The sequence below is a fragment of the Pseudomonas sp. TH08 genome, from assembly GCF_016651275.1.
Taxonomy (GTDB): Bacteria; Pseudomonadota; Gammaproteobacteria; order Pseudomonadales; family Pseudomonadaceae; genus Aquipseudomonas.
On record NZ_JAEKEE010000001.1, the window covers coordinates 86,440 to 103,506 of the forward strand.

Genomic DNA, 17,067 nt, shown 5'->3' on the forward strand with positions numbered 1-17,067 from the left:
GGTTGTGATCCGCAAAATTGATAGGTTATCCTCGCGCCGTGCCAATTTTGAAACAAGACGGCAGGAAGCCAATGCCCCCTTCAATGGAACACGTGCTCGTCGATAAAAGCGTCCTTTTTTGGACCCGGATATTATCAACCGCATCCGCGCAAGGAATGGACTGCCCTTTATTACCCATTCCGATCTTCTGAAGCTTGAGTCCCTCACAAAGGGAACCGAGCAGGTCCACAAAAACGCTCGCGACTTTTTCCGCTTTTTCAGCAGCCAGGCCTCACGACCGCTGCGGGCGCTGCCGAAAGGTATCGCGCTACATCCCGACGACTTGCTGAGCGAGTGCACCTTCAATGGCCATTCGATCTTCGCGCTCAAACGCACGACTGCGCCATTGGAACGGACCCCCTCCGGTGACGTCGTCGACTGGTGCCGTCACTACGACTTGCTGTTACTGACTTGTGACGAGTTGCAACTCGCTCAATGCAAAGCCGCGCAGACCAGAGCTCAACGCTGGACCGGCAGGGCACCGTCACCTGCACCTGCACCTGCACCTGCACCTGCACCTGCACCAATCATACCTTTCGATCTTCCCCAAAGCCCTCTGCTCACTGCCGACGTTGTTATCCGTAACAAAGGTGAACGCGTCACGGCGGGCTCGGTCGTCACAACCTCAAGTGGACGCCAACTGACGCTGGACAAATCCATCAGCTCCGGTGGAGAGGGAACCATTCACCCCGTGGTCGGCCACGCGCAGGTGTGCAAGATCTATCACACTGAAAAACTCACAACCCGGCGCCGTGAGAAAATCAGCCTTATGGTGACGCGCAAGATCGTCGAGCCCGGCATCTGCTGGCCGAGCGAGTTGGTTTTCAATGCGCAAAAAGAGTTCGTCGGTTATGTCATGCCTCAGGCAGAAGGCAAACCACTACACACCACGGTGTTTATCAAACACGTACTGCAGAGTAAGTTCGCGAAATGGACTCGACGCGATCTGGTGAATGTCGCGACCGCGTTTCTCAAACAGGTGCAATACCTGCACTCGCTGAACATCATCGTGGGCGACATCAACCCGATGAATCTGCTCGTCACATCGGACAGCAACAAGGTCTGGGTGGTCGATACCGATAGCTTCCAGATCGGGCATTTTCCCTGTGAAGTGGGCACGGTGCCCTTCACCGCACCGGAGATCCAGGACAAAAAATATGGCGACTACCTGCGAACAAAGAATCATGAGTTGTTCGCCATTGCCACCATGCTGTTCATGATCCTGTTACCCGGCAAACCACCCTACTCTCAACAGGGTGGCGGAACGGCTTCCGACAATATCAAGGCCATGAACTTCCCCTACCGATTCAAAAAAGGTAGTGGCATTGGCAGAGCGAGCGTCACGCCGGTGGGCACATGGCAGCACATCTGGAGCCATTTGCCGTATCTGGTCAAACAGGCATTCAGCAATACATTCGAAGACAATCAGCGACGCCCCATCAGTGACTGGCTGAAACTGCTGACGCAGTACGGCGAAGATCTGCGCAAAAACAAGCATAGCGATGATTTGTTTCCTGCCGAATTTCATATCAGTGACCCCATTGAGGATGTCTGCGGCAGTTGCAAAAAAACCACAAAGTTTCCAAAAAATGGTTTGAAAAAATGAAGGCGGCGGGCAAACCGACAATTTGCTCGGAATGCCAGAAAGCAGCAAAACTGAAAAAACTGGCCAGTGAAAGCCAGAAGAAAATCGAGCAGGCTGGCCAACGTGCGGCGCCACCCCCAGCACCTGTCACGCCTCGACCGACTCCACCGCCAGTGCCCAAAGTGGTGACGCCTGTACCTGGACTCACTGCCCCCGTCGCTGCGCCTCCCCCTGCTCGCCCCGCGTCGGCAAGACCGCAACAGCAACCGAACGCCACTCGACCGCAATCCCACGTCTCTCCACCTGCGCGCCCGCGCCAACCGGAAAGCTATGTGACGCGCTGGTTCAAAAGACTCTTGAAGCGTTTTTTATAACGCTCCCCCTAAAAGGACACTTCCATGCCAGAAAACAATTACCTCCTCAGCCAGGAAGAACTCGCTGAAAACCCGACCACACGCGTACCCGTCTGCCTTGTTCTGGATGTCAGCGGATCGATGGAAGGCCAACCGATTGCGGAACTGCAGTCGGGTGTCAGGATGTTTTTCGAAGCAATTCGCGAAGATGACGTGGCGCAATATGCCGCTGAAATCTGCATCGTGACTTTCGGCGGCACAGCGCAAAAGGTGATGGATTTCGGCTCCATCAGCCGTCAGGACGTGCCACCGCTGGTCGCCTCCGGCATGACCCCGATGGGACACGCCGTGAGCATCGCTCTGGATCTGCTGGAGGCACGCAAGGAAGATTACCAACAGGCCGGCGTCGACTACTTCCAGCCCTGGATGGTCCTCATGACGGATGGCGAGCCAACCGATGACATCGACGAAGCGGCCACTCGCGTAACCGACCTGATCAGTAAACGTAAACTGACGGTGTTTCCGATCGCGATCGGTGAAGCCGCAAACGTTCAGTCGCTCGCTCGCTTTTCGCCGTCGCGCCCCCGCTTCGCCTCAAAGGCCTGCGTTTCAATGAGTTCTTTGGCTGGCTGAGCAAAAGCGTCTCACGTGCATCTCAGTCGACACCGGGTGACGCGGTGCCGCTGGATATCAAAGGTATCGAAGCATGGGGACAGGTCTGAGCCATGTCTGAGCTCTCGGTCGACTTCACCTGTAAAACCGCATTCGCGTCTGTGGCTGGGCGCTCGCATCTGAAAACCCGGAGTCCTTGCCAGGACTATGTGGCAGCCAGAGAGTCCAACGGCGTGACCTGCATTTCATTGGCTGACGGTGCCGGCTCCAGAGAACGATCAGACATCGGCGCCCAGGTCGCGGTCACCGCGACCCTCGCCTACGTTTGCAAAAATTTCGAAAGCCTTTGGCAGAACATGGACAAGCACAACGCGAAGGCCACCCAGCGCTTGGTCAATCGCTGCCTGGACGCGTTCAGGCGTAAATCCGCCAAGCTCGGCTGCACCATCAACGACCTGGCCTGCACGCTGTCGTTCGTCGCGTACTCGCGCGGACGCTATATCGCGGGGCACTTGGGAGACGGCGTTATTGCCAGTGTTGATTCCAACGGACAACTGCAAACGCTTTCACCTCCGGAAAACGGCGAGTTCGCCAATACCACCTGGTTTCTGACGGATCCTAAAGCGATATCCAAGCTGCGGCTGTACCGCGGGCATATCGAAGCGCCCACGGGTTTCGTGATCATGAGTGATGGCACCGCAGAAAGCCTTTATCAAAAATCCAGCGGCGCTCCTGCACCCGCCGTCCAGAAACTACTGGAGTGGAATGCAACCTTGCCGGTGAAAAAATTCAGAGCCGTGTTGAGCGAGAATCTGCAGCAGTCAATTGCCAGCAAAACGGTGGATGATTGCGCCTTGGGCCTGATTTCGATTCTGAACCGTGAGGGATCGATAAAGAGTGTGGGCTCTGCCGAACAGAAGTAACCGATAACCTCTGGCTCAAGGTCTGCCGTGCGCCAGAGGCTTCAGGCAACAATTACTGCAATACCCCCAGTTCTTGCGCCCGCGCCACGGCTTGCGTACGTCGCTCAACCCCCAACTTGCTGTTGATATGGCTGGCGTGGGTTTTTACCGTGTGCAACGAAATGAACAGTTGATCGCTGATCTCCTGGTTCGAGCAGCCTTGGGCGATCAGGCGCAGTACCGACAATTCCCGACTGCTGAGTTGCTCGGTGCCACTCGAATCAATGACCGGACGGGACGGCGCTGAAGGGAAGTGCTGGAGCAATTGCTGACCTGCCAACGCTGGCGAAGCCAACAGTTGTCCACGCAGCCAATCTCCCTGCTCTTTCACTAATGCATCAAACGGCTGCAACACGCCCCCTGCCGCCGCCTCCAGCGCCTGACTCAGCGCTTTGCGCGCCTCCGGCTCACGTCCACCTGCCAGCAACAGCGCCACCTTCTGCGTCAACGCCATCACACACAGTAACTGCCGCCCGGTTTGCTGACCGTTCTCATGCAACACGTTCAGCCGCCCTTCGGCGAGCATCGGCTGGCCCTGAATCAGGTCGAGCAGCGCTTGTTGCAGTTCTACATGCAGGGGCAGTTGTGGATGAAATTCCGGCGGCGCGGCGGCGCGCTCGCCGGTGTAGGTCTGGCCCAGTCGCGCCAGCCAGGCTTCGGCCAGATCGGTACGGCCCTGCGCCAGCCACAGCTCACATTTGACCAGCGTAATCATTGCCAGATAGTAAATGGGCGGTACGTCCCAGATGTGCATCAGCCGTTCGGCTTCCGCCAGTTCGGCGAAGGCCTTGGCGAACTCGCCGCTGGCGCCGTCCAGACGCGCGATCACGCAATGGCCGATCAGCACGCTGATATCGCGACAGGCGCGTGCTTCACCGATACCGGCCAATAATCGCGTGCGGGCGGCTTGTGGCTGCAGGCGCATCGCCAACAGAAAACCTTCGTACAACGTCAGCCGAGCACGCACCGCGTACAAGCGTTGTGGCGACAGACCGCGCAGACGCTCCAGGCCCTGATGGACTTCATCCATTGCGCGCAGAATTTCGCCGCGCGCCTGCAAGACCCGCGCGCGGTCGTAATGCGCCAAAGCTTCGAACAGTGGATTGCCGACCCGCTGCGCCAACTCAAGCGATTCGCGGTTCAAGCCGCGCGCGCGCCAGAGATCGCCATCGGCAATGGCCAGATTGGACAGCGTCGATAAACACATCAGCCGCTGGCCGTACCGCTTCGCCGGCAGGCTCTCCAAGGCTTCGGTGCAATAGTTGAGGGTCAACTCGCGATGACCGCGCCCGCGGGCGATGATCCCGCTCAGCGCCAGCCATTGCGCAAGCATCGATTTTTGCGCGGTGGCCGACGGCGCCGGCAGGAAGCGGCTCAAATGGCTGGACAACTCTTCCGCAGCGTCCAGCTGACAGGCCAGCCCCAGCGCCCAACTGTAGAGGACGATCAGCCGTGGTGTGCTGACCAGCAGACTGTCGGGCAAGTCCATTTTCCAGCGCAGGAGCATGCCGACGTTCTGCTCGGCCAACAGTTGCTCCTCGGACAGGTTCTGCACCAGGTTCGCCGCCACATCGAGGTGCCCCGCACGTAACGCCTGCTCCACCGCTTCGTCGAGCAAACCCTGCGCGCTGAACCAGCGGCAGGCGCGCAGATGCAGGGTCGCGGGCGGCACCAACGCTTGCGCAATCGGCCGGCTGCGCAGCAGATCGGAGAACAGATGGTGATAACGATACCAGTGCCCGTGCTCATCCAGCGGCACCAGAAATACCTGATGCGCCAGCAAAAAGCGCAGGATTTCGGCGCTGTCATGGGCTTCACGCACCGCATCGCACAATTCGCTGCAAAAGCGTTCCTGCGGCGCGGTGTCGTAAAGAAATGCCTGCACTTCGGCAGGCAGGCAATCGATGACTTCTTCCAGCAAGTAATCGCGAATCAGCCCTTCCCCGCCGTTCAACGCTTGCGGCAACGTCGCGTCACTGCCGGCTTCGGCCACCGCCAGTAACCAGAAGCGCAGCCCGGCAACCCAGCCTTCGCTGCGCTGGATCAGGTTCTCCAGCGCTTCGCCACGCAATGAGCTGCTGTGGCGATCGAGCAAGGTCAGGGCTTCGTCGTGGGTCAGGCGCAAGTCCTGTTCGTGCAATTCAAGCAACTGGCGGGACAGGCGCAACCGCGCCAGGTGCCAGTCCGGGCGCTGCCGACTGGTGACCATCACCAGCAAACCGTCAGGCAAATGATTGAGGAAAAATTGCAGGCAACGGTCGAGCACCGGGCCCTGGGCGAGATGGTAATCGTCGAGTACCAGTAGCAATGGTGCCGCTGGATCAAGGTGCAGCGCCAGCTCGTCGAGCAAGCCGTCGAGCCATTCTTCGAAGGCAAACGGCTGATGGCGTTGACGCATTTTCAGCAGCCCTAACGCGCGACTGCCCAACTGCGGAAAATAATCCTGCAACCCTTCGAGCAGGCGTTCGAGAAACCGCCCGGGGTCGCTGTCTCGCGGGCTCAGCCCCAACCAGAGACTCTGCCAATACGCCGGCAGGCTCTGACAGAATTCCACCGCCAGCGAACTCTTGCCGAACCCGGCGGGGGCGCTGATCAGCAACAGCCGCCCACCGAGCCCGGCTTGCAGGCGCTCGCAAAGGCGTGGGCGCAATACGTATCCGTCAGGCAATGGCGGGCGAAAAAATCGCCCGTCCAATGCCGCGACAGCAACACTTGCGGGACCCGGAAGTGGGGACAGATCAGTCATGGCCGGCTCTTGTTCGAATTGCTGTTGGCGGCGTTGCAGATGTCCGCAGACTAGCCTTAAACGAACCGGTTATGAAGGTTGCTGCTACAAATGGCTACAAAAAGACTACAGACACGTATGCACGTCCCCTCTGTAGGAGCTGCCGAAGGCTGCGATCTTTTGATGTTGATATTTAAAAATCAAAAGATCGCAGCCTTCGGCAGCTCCTACACGAAAAAACGCCCCGAACCGGTCGGGGCGTTGTTTCGAGGATGCGGCCTCTGGTTACACCTTAGCGAATACCGTCCTGGCCCAGGTTGCCCGGCTGGAATTCACTTTTGCTGGCAGAGAAGCCGAAGTCATACGCCTGCTTCTCTTCGTTCTTCATACCCAGCGCCAGGTAGCGACCCGATTGCAGGTCGTACAAGGTTTCCAGGGCGTACCAAGGCACTTGCTTGTCGTAGTAATCCTCGGCATGCGCCTCGGCTACGCGCCACAGTTGACCGCGACCGTCGTAATGGTCGATGACCGCTGCCTGCCAGGTGTCTTCGTCGATGAAGAAGTCACGTTTGGCGTAGATATGGCGCTGGCCCGGCTTCAAGGTTGCAACCACATGCCAGACACGACGCAGCTCGTACCGCGTCAGGTCCTGATTGATGTGGCCGGCCTTGATGATGTCGGCGTACTTGAGCGTCGGTGAGTCGATCTTGTAACTGTTGGAAGCAATGTAGATTTCTTTCTTGCCTTCCAGTGCCCAGTCGTAGCGATCCGGTGCGCCGTTGTACATGTCGAGGTTGTCGGAGGTCCGCAGACCATCCGCCGCAGTACCCGGACCGTCATAGGACACTTGTGGTGCCTGACGGACACGGCGCTGGCCAGTGGCATAGACCCAGGCCTTGCGCGGTTCCTTGACCTGATCGAGCGTCTCGTGAACCAGCAGCACGGTACCGGCCAGACGGGCCGGCGCGGTCACTTTCTGCTTGAAGTAGAACAGCACGTTGCCCGGATTTTTCGGGTCGTAGTCTTTCATCTTGTCGCGGAACACGAACTGATCCTGGAAATACACCAGGCTGAACGAGCCGTTGGTTTGCGGCGTTGCCTGGGTAACCAGGCGCGTCACGCTGCCACCGCGATAGCGGGTGATGTGGTTCCAGATGACTTCCAGACCGGTTTTGGGAATCGGGAACGGCACGGCCGTGTCGAAGTTTTCCAGACCGTTGCCGCCGGCGACCAGATTGGTCGTGGTGGCGTTCTTCTTGATCGCGGCAAACACGTCATCCGGCACGGTGGCACCGCGATGGGACGCGTAGACCGGCATCTTGAAGGTGTCCGGGTAGCGCTTGAACATCGCGTACTGGCCCGGCGCAAGCTTGTCCTTATATTTATCGACGTTTTGCGCAGTGATGGTGAACAGCGGTTGCTCACTGCCGTAAGGATTGGACAGGAAGCCCTTGCTGTCGACGGTGCCGGCATTTTTCGGCAGCGGCTTCCAGGCCGGGATCGAGCCGTCGGCATTACCTGCCATCTCGGCGCCCATCGGGGTCAGGCTCTTGCCCAGCTTGTCGGCTTCAGCGGCGGGAACGGCCGCCATCACACTGGTCGCCAGCAGCGAAAGCCCCAGAACACCGGCGTGGAACAGACTCTTTGTTATTTTCATATGTGTGTTCGTCCTGAAAAAACTCTGCTTAGAAGTTCACGCCAACGCTGAGTGCCACGAAATCGCGGTCATCCACCGTGCTGAAGTCGCCACCAAAGAAGTTGGTGTAGTTCAGACTCGCTGTGTAGGTGTTCTGGTATTCGGCATCGACCCCGAGGCTGACTGCCTTGCGGCCTTCTTCGAAGTTGCCGCCTGGGCCTGGCGAGTAACCCTTGACGTCATGCGACCAAGCCACGTTCGGCTTGAGGTTGACCCCCGCGAACACGTCGCTGTAATCCCAGATCGCACGACCGCGATAACCCCACGAAGTCGCCGTGGTGAAACCGTCATTGTTGCAGTTGCTGCTGCGGTTGCTGGTCGATGCACCCGGCCCTGCACCGTTGATGGTGGAGGTGTTGAGAATCTGCGAGCAGGTGTCGAGGCCACCGGTGGCCGGCAGTTCACCCGGGCCAAAGACCGGGTCGCGGCCATAACGAGCATCGGATTTGCTTTCCAGCCCACCCACGTGGGTCACGCCGACTTCACCCACCAGGGTCAGACGGTTGGCGCCCATGACCTGATCGAAGAAGTGCGTCAGGGTGGTCTGGAACTGGGTGATTTCCTTGCGGTTGTAACCGTGCAGGTCCTGCCCCGGAACACCGTTGAGGATCGAGGCATTGGTCAGCGCACCGCCCAACGGGCGAACACCGGCGAACAGGATGTCGGTGGAGTTCAGTTGTACCGGCGCGTTCGGCCGGTAGCTGACCTCACCGCTCCACGCCGTGCCGGTAGGCAGGGTGGTCGAGAAGCTCAGGCCATAGAGGCGAATGTCTTCAGGGTATTCGATGAAGTATTCCGAGTTGCCCGCCACCACCAATGGCCCCAGCGCCTGGAACGGCCCTGGCAGCGCCGCAACACCGTTGTAGATCGACTGCGGCGCACCCGTGGCGCTGAAGATCGGCGCGCGGCTGTGATAATTCATGAAGTAGGCACCGAACTCGGTCGCCAGCGGATCGAACATGTATTTGGTCGACACGCCCCACTGACCACTGTCACGCGCGTTGCGGTTCGGCGAGCGGCGCACCAGCACGCCCTCTTCGTTGACGTCCACGCCCGCGTTGGCCAATGGGCCGAGCGCGATGCCTGGAATGGTCGAACGCTTGTTCAGCACCCGGAGATTGTCGTCGCAACCGGTGGTCACGATGTCGGGTTGCGAGAAGAAGGTGCCGCAGTTATCGGTAACGGTCTTCTGCCAGTCGATCTGATAGAACGCTTCAGCCGAGAGGTTTTCGGTAATGCTCTGGGATACATAGAACATGTTGACCGGGATCAGGCCTTCCTTGATCTCGGCGCCTGGACGGCGGAACGCGGACACATCGATCGGGTTGATCGAGTTGATGCCGCCACCGATAAAGGTGCTTTCACCCCAGTTCACCACTTGCTTGCCCAGACGCACCGAACCCGGCTCATCGGCAATCGAATAGTTGTGGTACACGAAGGCGTCGAGGATCTGACCGCCAGAAGATCTGGCCGCTACGTCGCGATTGTGGTTGCTGACGTCCTTGTATTCGAGGTCGGCGTTCTGCAGCGCGAAGTCGTACCAGTATTTGCCCCGTACGAAGACACCGGTATCGCCGTATTTCAGTTCGAGGTCATGGATGCCTTTGAAGATCTTCGAGAAGGCTTGCCCGCTCTTGAAGTTCAAGTGGCCGTCATCGGAGGTCTGGGACAGGCCCTTGCCGCCGTTGTTGACACCAATCAGGTCCTTGTTCGGCTGCTGGGTCGAAACGCTCATGCCCAGGGAGAGCGAAGAGTCGAACTGGCCTTCGATTTCACCGACGTTGAAACTGACGCCGAATGCGGGCCCGGCGAGCGTAGAGGCAAGACTGACTGCCAGAGGCAATTTTGCCCGGCGCCAGAACTGGTTTACTGAGGTCATCGACGCTACTCCATGTGCATTATTGTTATGGCAGTGAGTACTTTTAAAAACGCTGTGGAGGGACCGGGCGCCAGGGCTGCCCGAATTCACTCCAAAGTTGCTCGCCCCGTTTAGTGCGTGTGCTCCGTTCTTAAAAATCCTTGAGCGGACTATAGCCAGCAGGTGGTACTGCTTGATCCCTCTAAAGTGTGATTTGCAGCTGCCGGCCACTCTGGAACAGTCCTTTCGCCAGTCCGACACATGTCGGCACGGCAAGGATGGCTGAATTTTTCGATTTCACAAGCCAAGCGCTTGCTTGGTGGGTCTGGCGCGCCGTTTTCGGCGCGCCAGCAGACACTCAAAGTGTCGAGAGGAAGGTGCTGTTGTTGGCCTGCCATTCGGTGATGTCGAGGCGGATGCGCTTCTTGTCGAGCTTGCCGACGCTGGTCTTGGGAATTTCGGTAACAAGGGCGATCTGACTCGGAATCGCCCACTTGCTCAGGTGGCCCAATTCAACGAACGGCTTGAGGTGCTCCTTGAGTTCACGCGCCCCGATCACGTGCCCTTCACGGATCACCAGCAGGGCAAACGGGCGCTCGCCCCACTGCGGATCGGCGATGCCCACCACTGCTACTTCGCGTACCGCGGCGTGACGGCTGATCAGGTCTTCGAGGTCCAGCGAAGAAATCCACTCGCCACCGGTCTTGATCACGTCCTTGATGCGGTCGCGGATGTCGATCACGCCCATGCTGTCGAGCGTGGCGACGTCACCGGTGTGCAGCCAGCCGCCGGCCCAGAGCTCGGCACCCTTTTGCGGCTCGTTGAAATAACCCTCGGTGAGCCAAGGTGCGCGCAGCACCAGTTCGCCCTGGGTTTCGCCATCGGCCGGCAGAAAATTACCGTCGGCATCGACGATCGCGGCTTCCACCAACGGCCCCGGCACACCGGCCTTGATTCGATATGTGGTGCGCTCGTCTTCGCTGCCGGCCATCAATTCGTCGTTGAGGTGCGCGCAGGAAACCAGTGGCCCGGTTTCCGACATGCCATAGGCGGCGGTGAGCTGAATGCCGCGAGCCTTGGCGGTTTCATAGAGTGTGCGGTTCAGCGCACTGCCGCCGATGACGATTTTCCAGCCGCCGAAGTCGTTGCCCTGCGCGCCTTTGGCGTTGAGCAGCATTTGCAGGATGGTGGGCACGCAGTGGGAGAACGTGACGTTCTCCTTGCGCCACAACTCCACCAGAAACTCCGGGTCGTAGCGCCCCGGGTAGACCTGTTTGAGCCCGAGCATGGTTGCCACATAGGGCAGGCCCCAGGCGTGAACGTGGAACATCGGGGTGATCGGCATGTACACGTCGTTGGTGCCGAGCAGGCGCACGCTGTCGATGGAACCCATGATCGTCGACACGCCCATGGTGTGCAGCACCAGTTGCCGATGGGTGAAGTACACGCCTTTCGGATTACCGGTGGTACCTGTGGTGTAAAACGTGGTGGCGACCGAGTTTTCGTCGAAATCCTGAAAATCGTACTGCGTGCTTGCAGCGGCCAGCAGTTGCTCATACTCGCCGACCAGATTCGGCAGCTCGGCGGTTTTCTCCGGCAGATCGGTCAGCAGCAGGGTTTTCTCTACCGTGGTCAGGTGCGGGGCGATGGCCTGATACAGCCCGACGAACTCGCTGTTGACCAGTACGAAGCGGTCCTCGGCGTGGTTCATGGTGTAGAGGATCTGTTCTGGCGACAGGCGCACGTTGATCGTGTGGATCACCGCGCCAATCATTGGAATCGCGAACATGCATTCCAGGTAACGATGGCTGTCCCAGTCCATCACTGCCACGGTGTCACCGGCCTTTACACCGGCGGCCGTCAATACGTTGGCCAGCCGCGCAACCCGCTCGATCAGGGTCGGATAGCTGTAGCGCAACTGGTCACGGTAAACGATCTCGCGGGTTTTCTCGTAACGGGCGCCCGACATCAGCAGCCGTTTGATCAGCAATGGATACTGGTAGGCCCCATCGGCCGGGGGAATGACGCGAGTCTGCAACATATGAATCCCTTTTCTGGCTGCACGGTGTTGGCTTAGAGATTTGTACTCTAGAACCCTTATACGCCAGCCAAATCAGCCAAAGGAATGATTTGCAGAGCCGTACAAATGCTAGCTTTGCGCCAGCATTTGCCGGTTTTCGTCACCTATCAGATCGTTTGCCCTACAGCCTCCTCAGAAGGCGTCCGTGGGAAAACTGCCGCAGCAAGGAAGGTAAGCGCGCCAAAACCCGCAAGAATCAAGTAAAGGCCTACGAAACCATGGCGAGGTTCGACATAGGAAATCAGCGGAATCGCTGTCGCGCTGGCGCCGAACGATAAACAGTAACGCAGGGCGAACACCCGAGACTGCCAGTGTGGCGCGACGAAGTTGGCGACCATCGCATCGTTGACTGTTACCTGACCGAACACGACGAACATGAACGCCGCACCGAAGGCGATCACGGCCCAGCCATCGGCATACGCCAGCGCAAACAACAGCGGCGCCTGGCACAACGTCAACACAATGAACGGCCATTTCAGGCTGACGCGGTGCAGCACTCGACCGATGCTCAACTGTGCGACAGCGCCGAAGGCATACGCCAGGCTGACCACCACACCGAGTGTCTGCGGCGAGGCGAACACGTCATGCAAACGCTCTTGGAACAGCTTCGGATAGGTCATGGTGGTGGCGTTGAACACCACACCGCCGGTGGCCGTGGCCAACGCCAGCACACCGAAGACCATGACCATTGAAATACGCTGGCCGGCGGCGCCTTTTAGCGGTGTGTGCGGGCGCTTGGGAATCGGTTCTTCACGCACCTGCAAGGCGAAGCCGACCCCCAGAACAATCGCCACCGCCCCAGGTATCAGAAATGCCGAACGCCAGCCAAACTGCGCCACCAGCAACCCGGTGATCAATGCCGAAAACGCCACGCCGAGGTTGCCCCACATACCGTTGATGCCGATTTCGCGGCCACGGTTCTGCGCGTAGGCGACCAACATCGCGGTGCCCACCGGGTGATAGATCGCAGCAAAAATACCGATCAGGCTCAGACCCACCACCAACATCGTCGGACTGTTACTCAGGCCGGTGAAGATCGCCGAGGCGCCGATGCCGAAGAAAAACACCAGCATCATCTGCCGCCGACTCCAGTGATCGCCCAGCCAACCAGCGGGTAGCGAACACGCACCAAAGGCAATGAAGCCCCCCAGTGACAGAGCGATCAGCGCGGCGTAGTCGAGGCCAAAGGCCTGCGTCATGCCAAGTACGGCGGCAGGAAAAATCAGCATGAACATGTGATCGATCACATGGGCGGCATTGATGTAGCGTATGACGTTTCTGGATTGATTCATGGCAGCACGCTTTGCGTTGTTGTGAGCGGCCTATGCTAAGTTGGCTAGAAAGCGCATTCCTGCCAAGCAAGTCAGCGAATCAGACATGTTGATCAGCCACTTCGAACACGGCCCGGTGAGTGCCTACCCCCGGGATTACCTGGACGGTGCGCATCAGCCGTTGCACCTGCATCGCGAAGCGCAGCTGTTGTATGCGGTCAGCGGAATCATGCGCGTGGTCACTGCATCGGGCGCGTGGGTGATTCCGCCGAGTCGTGCGGTGTGGATTCCGCCCGAGGTGGCGCACGAGATCTTCATGAGTGGCGATGTGCAGATGCGCTCGCTGTTCATCGCTCCGCAATTGTCGCCGGCCAGCCTGCAACAGTGCTGTGTGCTGGCGGTGACGCCGCTGTTGCGCGAACTGATTCTGCGTGCGGTGCAAGGCCCGCCTCACGCCGACAATCCGCTGATTCAGCAATTGATGCTGGAGGAACTCGCCAGTCTCGAAAACCTGCCGCTGCACATTCCGCTGCCCAGCGACCGGCGCCTGCAAAATATTTGCCTGGCGCTGCTACACACCCCGGATCATCCCAACACGCTGGAAGACTGGGCGCAGCAAGTCGGCGCCAGCTCACGCACATTGGCGCGGCTGTTTCAGCAACAATTGCAGATGAGTTTCAACGCCTGGCGCCAGCAGTTGCGCCTGATGGAAGCCCTGCCGCGCCTGCTCGCCGGTGACAGCGTGCAGAGCGTGGCGCGGGATTTGGGTTACGGCAGTGCCCGCGCCTTCAGCGCGATGTTTCGCCGTTTGCTTGGCGAGAATCCCCGCGATTACCTCAACACCCTGAGCAAGCTCAGCCAACTCGTATAGGAGCCACGTAGGAGCTGCCGAAGGCTGCGATCTTTTGATCTTGGTCCTTAAAAACAAGATCAAAAGATCGCAGCCTTCGGCAGCTCCTTCATAGCAGGATCAGTGCATCTCGGTGAAGGCGAGTTTCACGCCGATGGCGATCAGCACAGCGCCCATGGTGCGGTCGAACCAGTGGCCCATGCGGGCGAAACCGGCGCGCACACGTTGCTGGCTGAACAGCATCGCCACCAGGCAGAACCAGAACGCGGTGGCGACCGCCAGATAAACCCCGTAACCGGCCTGCACCGACAGCGGCGTGTGCGGGTTGATCACCACGGTGAACAGTGACAGGAAGAACAGCGTGGCTTTCGGGTTCAAGCCATTGGTCACGAAACCCGACGTGAACGCGCCGCGCGCTGTGCGCTCACCGACCTCTTTGTGCAGATCATCGGTGACCGCTTTCGCCGGTTGCGCACGCAAGGCCTTGAAGCCGATGTACAGCAGGTAAGCCGCCGCGGCCCATTTCAGGGCGTTGAACAGCACAATCGATTGCGACACGATCAGGCCGATACCGAGCAGCGAATAACCGACGTGGAGGAAAATCGCCGTGCCGACACCGAGTGCCGTCCAGGTACCGGCGCGACGACCGTGGGTCACGCTTTCACGCACCACCACGGCAAAGTCCGGGCCGGGGCTGGCGACGGCCAGTAAGTGGATCAGTGCAACGGTCAAGAACTCGGTCCAGTACATGGGGGCTCCTCTGGGGCAGCTTGGTCAAAAAAAAATCTGCAGGAAACGCAGTGCCTTGTGGCGAGGGGATTTATCCCCGTTCGGCTGCGTAGCAGTCGCAAGTCCAGCCAATGCGGTCCAACTGTTACAACGCGGTGTTTTAGGGCTGCTTTGCAACCCAACGGGGATAAATCCCCTCGCCACAGGGTACTGCGGGGGCTGCGTAACGTTTTGTTTCATCTGGTAGGCTCGGCAGATTACGCCCTACGCTCAAAGCCTAAAAGGTACAGTTGATGACGAACACGCGCCGCGCCGTTTTCCTTGATCACCCTTCGCTGGACCTCGGCGACCTCGACCTCAGTCCATTGCGCGTCTGCTTCAGCGACCTGCAACTGTTCGCCCAGACCCTGCCCGAGCAAGTCAGCGAACGCCTGCAAGGCGCCACCGTGGCAATCACCAACAAGATCCACATCGACGCCGCCGCCATGGCCGCCAACCCGGATCTGAAACTGATCCTGATCACCGCCACCGGCACCAACAACGTTGATCTGGCAGCCGCCCGCGCCCACGGCATTACCGTGTGCAACTGCCAGGGTTATGGCACGCCGTCGGTGGCCCAACACACGATCATGTTGCTGCTCAACCTCGCCACGCGACTGGCCGACTATCAGAAAGCCGTCGGTGAAGGTCGCTGGCAGCAAGCCAAACAGTTCTGTCTGCTCGACTACCCGATTGTCGAGCTCGAAGGCAAAACCCTCGGTCTGCTCGGCCACGGCGAACTCGGTGGTGCCGTGGCGCGGCTGGCCGAAGCGTTCGGCATGCGCGTACTGCTCGGACAAATTCCGGGGCGCCCTGCTCGCCCGGATCGTCTGCCGCTGGATGCATTGTTGCCGCAGATCGACGCGCTCACCCTGCACTGCCCGCTCAACGAACACACTCGCCACTTTATCGGTGCCCGCGAGTTGGCGTCGATGAAGCCCGGCGCATTCGTGGTCAACACCGCCCGCGGCGGGCTGATCGACGAACAGGCGCTGGCCGATGCCTTGCGCGCCGGTCATCTCGGCGGCGCGGCGACCGATGTGCTCAGCGTCGAGCCCCCGACTCAGGGCAATCCATTGCTGGCGGCGGACATCCCGCGCCTCATTGTCACCCCGCATAACGCCTGGGGCAGCCGCGAGGCGCGCCAGCGCATCGTTGGCCAATTGACCGAAAACGCTCAAGCGTTCTTCAGCGGTAAGGCGCTGCGTGTCGTCAGTTGATAAACTGCGGCACTTTTTTTTGAGGAGCAGTTATGGATCCGCGCAGTGAAGTACTGCTTCGTCAGCCCGAGTTGTTTCAAGGTTCGTTATTGCTGGCCGGTTTGCCCGCCGACGATTTGCTCGGGCGCCTGCCCAACGCGTTCGGCTGGTGCTGGCATGCCGGCGACCAAGCCGCACTGGACGCCCGCTTCGAAGGCCGTAGCCATTTCGGCGTGAATGTCCCGGAGCGTGAGTTCGACAGCGCTGTGGTGTTCCTGCCCAAGTCCAAGGATCTGACCGATTACATCCTCAACGCCGTGGCTTCGCGTCTGGCCGGGCGCGAGGTGTTTCTGGTCGGCGAGAAGCGCAGCGGTATCGAAGGTGCGTCGAAACAGCTCAACCCGTTCGGCAAACCGCGCAAACTCGACAGCGCACGTCACTGCCAACTCTGGCAAGTGACCGTGGCCAACGCCCCTGAAGCGAAATCCCTGGAAAGCCTGGCGCAGACCTATGAACTGCCACTGGCTGAAGGCCCGTTGAAAGTCATCAGCCTGCCGGGCGTGTTCAGCCACGGTCGCCTGGATCGCGGCAGCGCTCTGCTGCTGGAGCATCTGGACAAACTGCCGAGTGGCCATCTGCTCGACTTCGGTTGTGGTGCAGGTGTGTTGGGCGCGGCGGTCAAACGTCGCTATCCGCACAATCAGGTGACTTTGCTCGACGTCGATGCATTTGCTGCCGCCAGCAGCCGTCTGACATTGGCCGCCAACGGTCTGGAAGCCGAAGTGCTGACCGGTGACGGCATCGACGCTGCGCCGATGGGTTTGAACGCGATTCTGAGCAATCCGCCGTTCCATGTCGGGGTGCACACCGATTATTTCGCCACCGAGAACTTGCTGCGAAAAGCAGCCAAACATCTGAAAAACGGCGGCGAACTGCGCTTGGTCGCGAACAGTTTCCTCAAGTATCAACCGCTGATCGAAGAGCATCTGGGTGTGTGTGCAATCAAGGCCGAGGGCAATGGTTTCCGCATTTACCGAGCCAAGCGCGGCTGAAAACTCTTTTCAAAAAG

General features: G+C 59.4%; 12 protein-coding genes. 6 read left to right on the top strand and 6 right to left on the bottom strand.

The window, feature by feature from the left end; genetic code table 11:
- The first annotated feature begins 118 nt into the window (after nt 1–118).
- The 3 genes from JFT91_RS00425 to JFT91_RS00435 all read left to right on the top strand — a co-directional run bounded on the left by JFT91_RS00425 (nt 119) and on the right by JFT91_RS00435 (nt 3,512).
- A complete protein-coding gene (locus tag JFT91_RS00425; RefSeq protein ID WP_201231295.1) occupies nt 119–1,645 on the top strand; it encodes a protein kinase domain-containing protein in 1,527 nt (508 codons plus the stop codon).
- A gap of 377 nt (nt 1,646–2,022) precedes the next feature.
- On the top strand, nt 2,023–2,610 hold the full coding sequence (locus JFT91_RS00430; protein ID WP_242489201.1) for a VWA domain-containing protein: 588 nt from the start codon (nt 2,023–2,025) through the stop codon (nt 2,608–2,610).
- A 92-nt stretch (nt 2,611–2,702) separates the two neighbouring features.
- Nucleotides 2,703–3,512 (top strand): PP2C family serine/threonine-protein phosphatase, encoded by an 810-nt coding sequence (locus JFT91_RS00435; RefSeq protein ID WP_201231296.1) that lies wholly within the window; start codon nt 2,703–2,705, stop codon nt 3,510–3,512.
- A gap of 52 nt (nt 3,513–3,564) precedes the next feature.
- On the opposite strand, the gene JFT91_RS00440 is transcribed toward JFT91_RS00435, so the two are convergent.
- The 5 genes from JFT91_RS00440 to JFT91_RS00460 form a co-directional block, all read right to left on the bottom strand.
- The gene (locus JFT91_RS00440; RefSeq protein WP_201231297.1) at nt 3,565–6,297 is read right to left on the bottom strand and encodes a winged helix-turn-helix domain-containing protein; all 2,733 of its coding nucleotides are present in this window, start codon (nt 6,295–6,297) and stop codon (nt 3,565–3,567) included.
- Between the two features lie 271 nt (nt 6,298–6,568).
- Nucleotides 6,569–7,933 carry a DUF1329 domain-containing protein gene (locus JFT91_RS00445; RefSeq protein WP_201228447.1) on the bottom strand — a complete coding sequence of 455 codons (1,365 nt, stop codon included), beginning with the start codon at nt 7,931–7,933 and terminating at the stop codon, nt 6,569–6,571.
- A 28-nt stretch (nt 7,934–7,961) separates the two neighbouring features.
- Entirely contained in the window at nt 7,962–9,851 is a 1,890-nt protein-coding gene (locus JFT91_RS00450) for a DUF1302 domain-containing protein (protein WP_201231298.1), read from the bottom strand.
- A gap of 337 nt (nt 9,852–10,188) precedes the next feature.
- On the bottom strand, nt 10,189–11,871 hold the full coding sequence (locus JFT91_RS00455; protein WP_201147723.1) for a fatty acid--CoA ligase: 1,683 nt from the start codon (nt 11,869–11,871) through the stop codon (nt 10,189–10,191).
- 146 nt (nt 11,872–12,017) lie between these two features.
- Nucleotides 12,018–13,202, bottom strand: a complete 1,185-nt coding sequence (locus JFT91_RS00460; protein ID WP_201231299.1) for an MFS transporter — start codon at nt 13,200–13,202, stop codon at nt 12,018–12,020.
- An 85-nt stretch (nt 13,203–13,287) separates the two neighbouring features.
- On the opposite strand from JFT91_RS00460, the gene JFT91_RS00465 reads away from it, so the two are divergent.
- Nucleotides 13,288–14,052, top strand: coding sequence for an AraC family transcriptional regulator (locus tag JFT91_RS00465; protein ID WP_201231300.1), 765 nt, complete (start codon nt 13,288–13,290; stop codon nt 14,050–14,052).
- 99 nt (nt 14,053–14,151) lie between these two features.
- Here the strand turns inward: JFT91_RS00465 and JFT91_RS00470 are convergent, their stop codons facing one another.
- Nucleotides 14,152–14,781, bottom strand: coding sequence for a LysE family translocator (locus JFT91_RS00470; RefSeq protein ID WP_201228450.1), 630 nt, complete (start codon nt 14,779–14,781; stop codon nt 14,152–14,154).
- Between the two features lie 272 nt (nt 14,782–15,053).
- Here JFT91_RS00470 and JFT91_RS00475 point away from each other — a divergent pair, with 272 nt between their 5' ends.
- Nucleotides 15,054–16,019, top strand: a complete 966-nt coding sequence (locus JFT91_RS00475; RefSeq protein ID WP_201231301.1) for a 2-hydroxyacid dehydrogenase — start codon at nt 15,054–15,056, stop codon at nt 16,017–16,019.
- 32 nt (nt 16,020–16,051) lie between these two features.
- A complete protein-coding gene (locus JFT91_RS00480) occupies nt 16,052–17,050 on the top strand; it encodes a methyltransferase (RefSeq protein WP_102901153.1) in 999 nt (332 codons plus the stop codon).
- Nucleotides 17,051–17,067 lie beyond the last annotated feature (17 nt).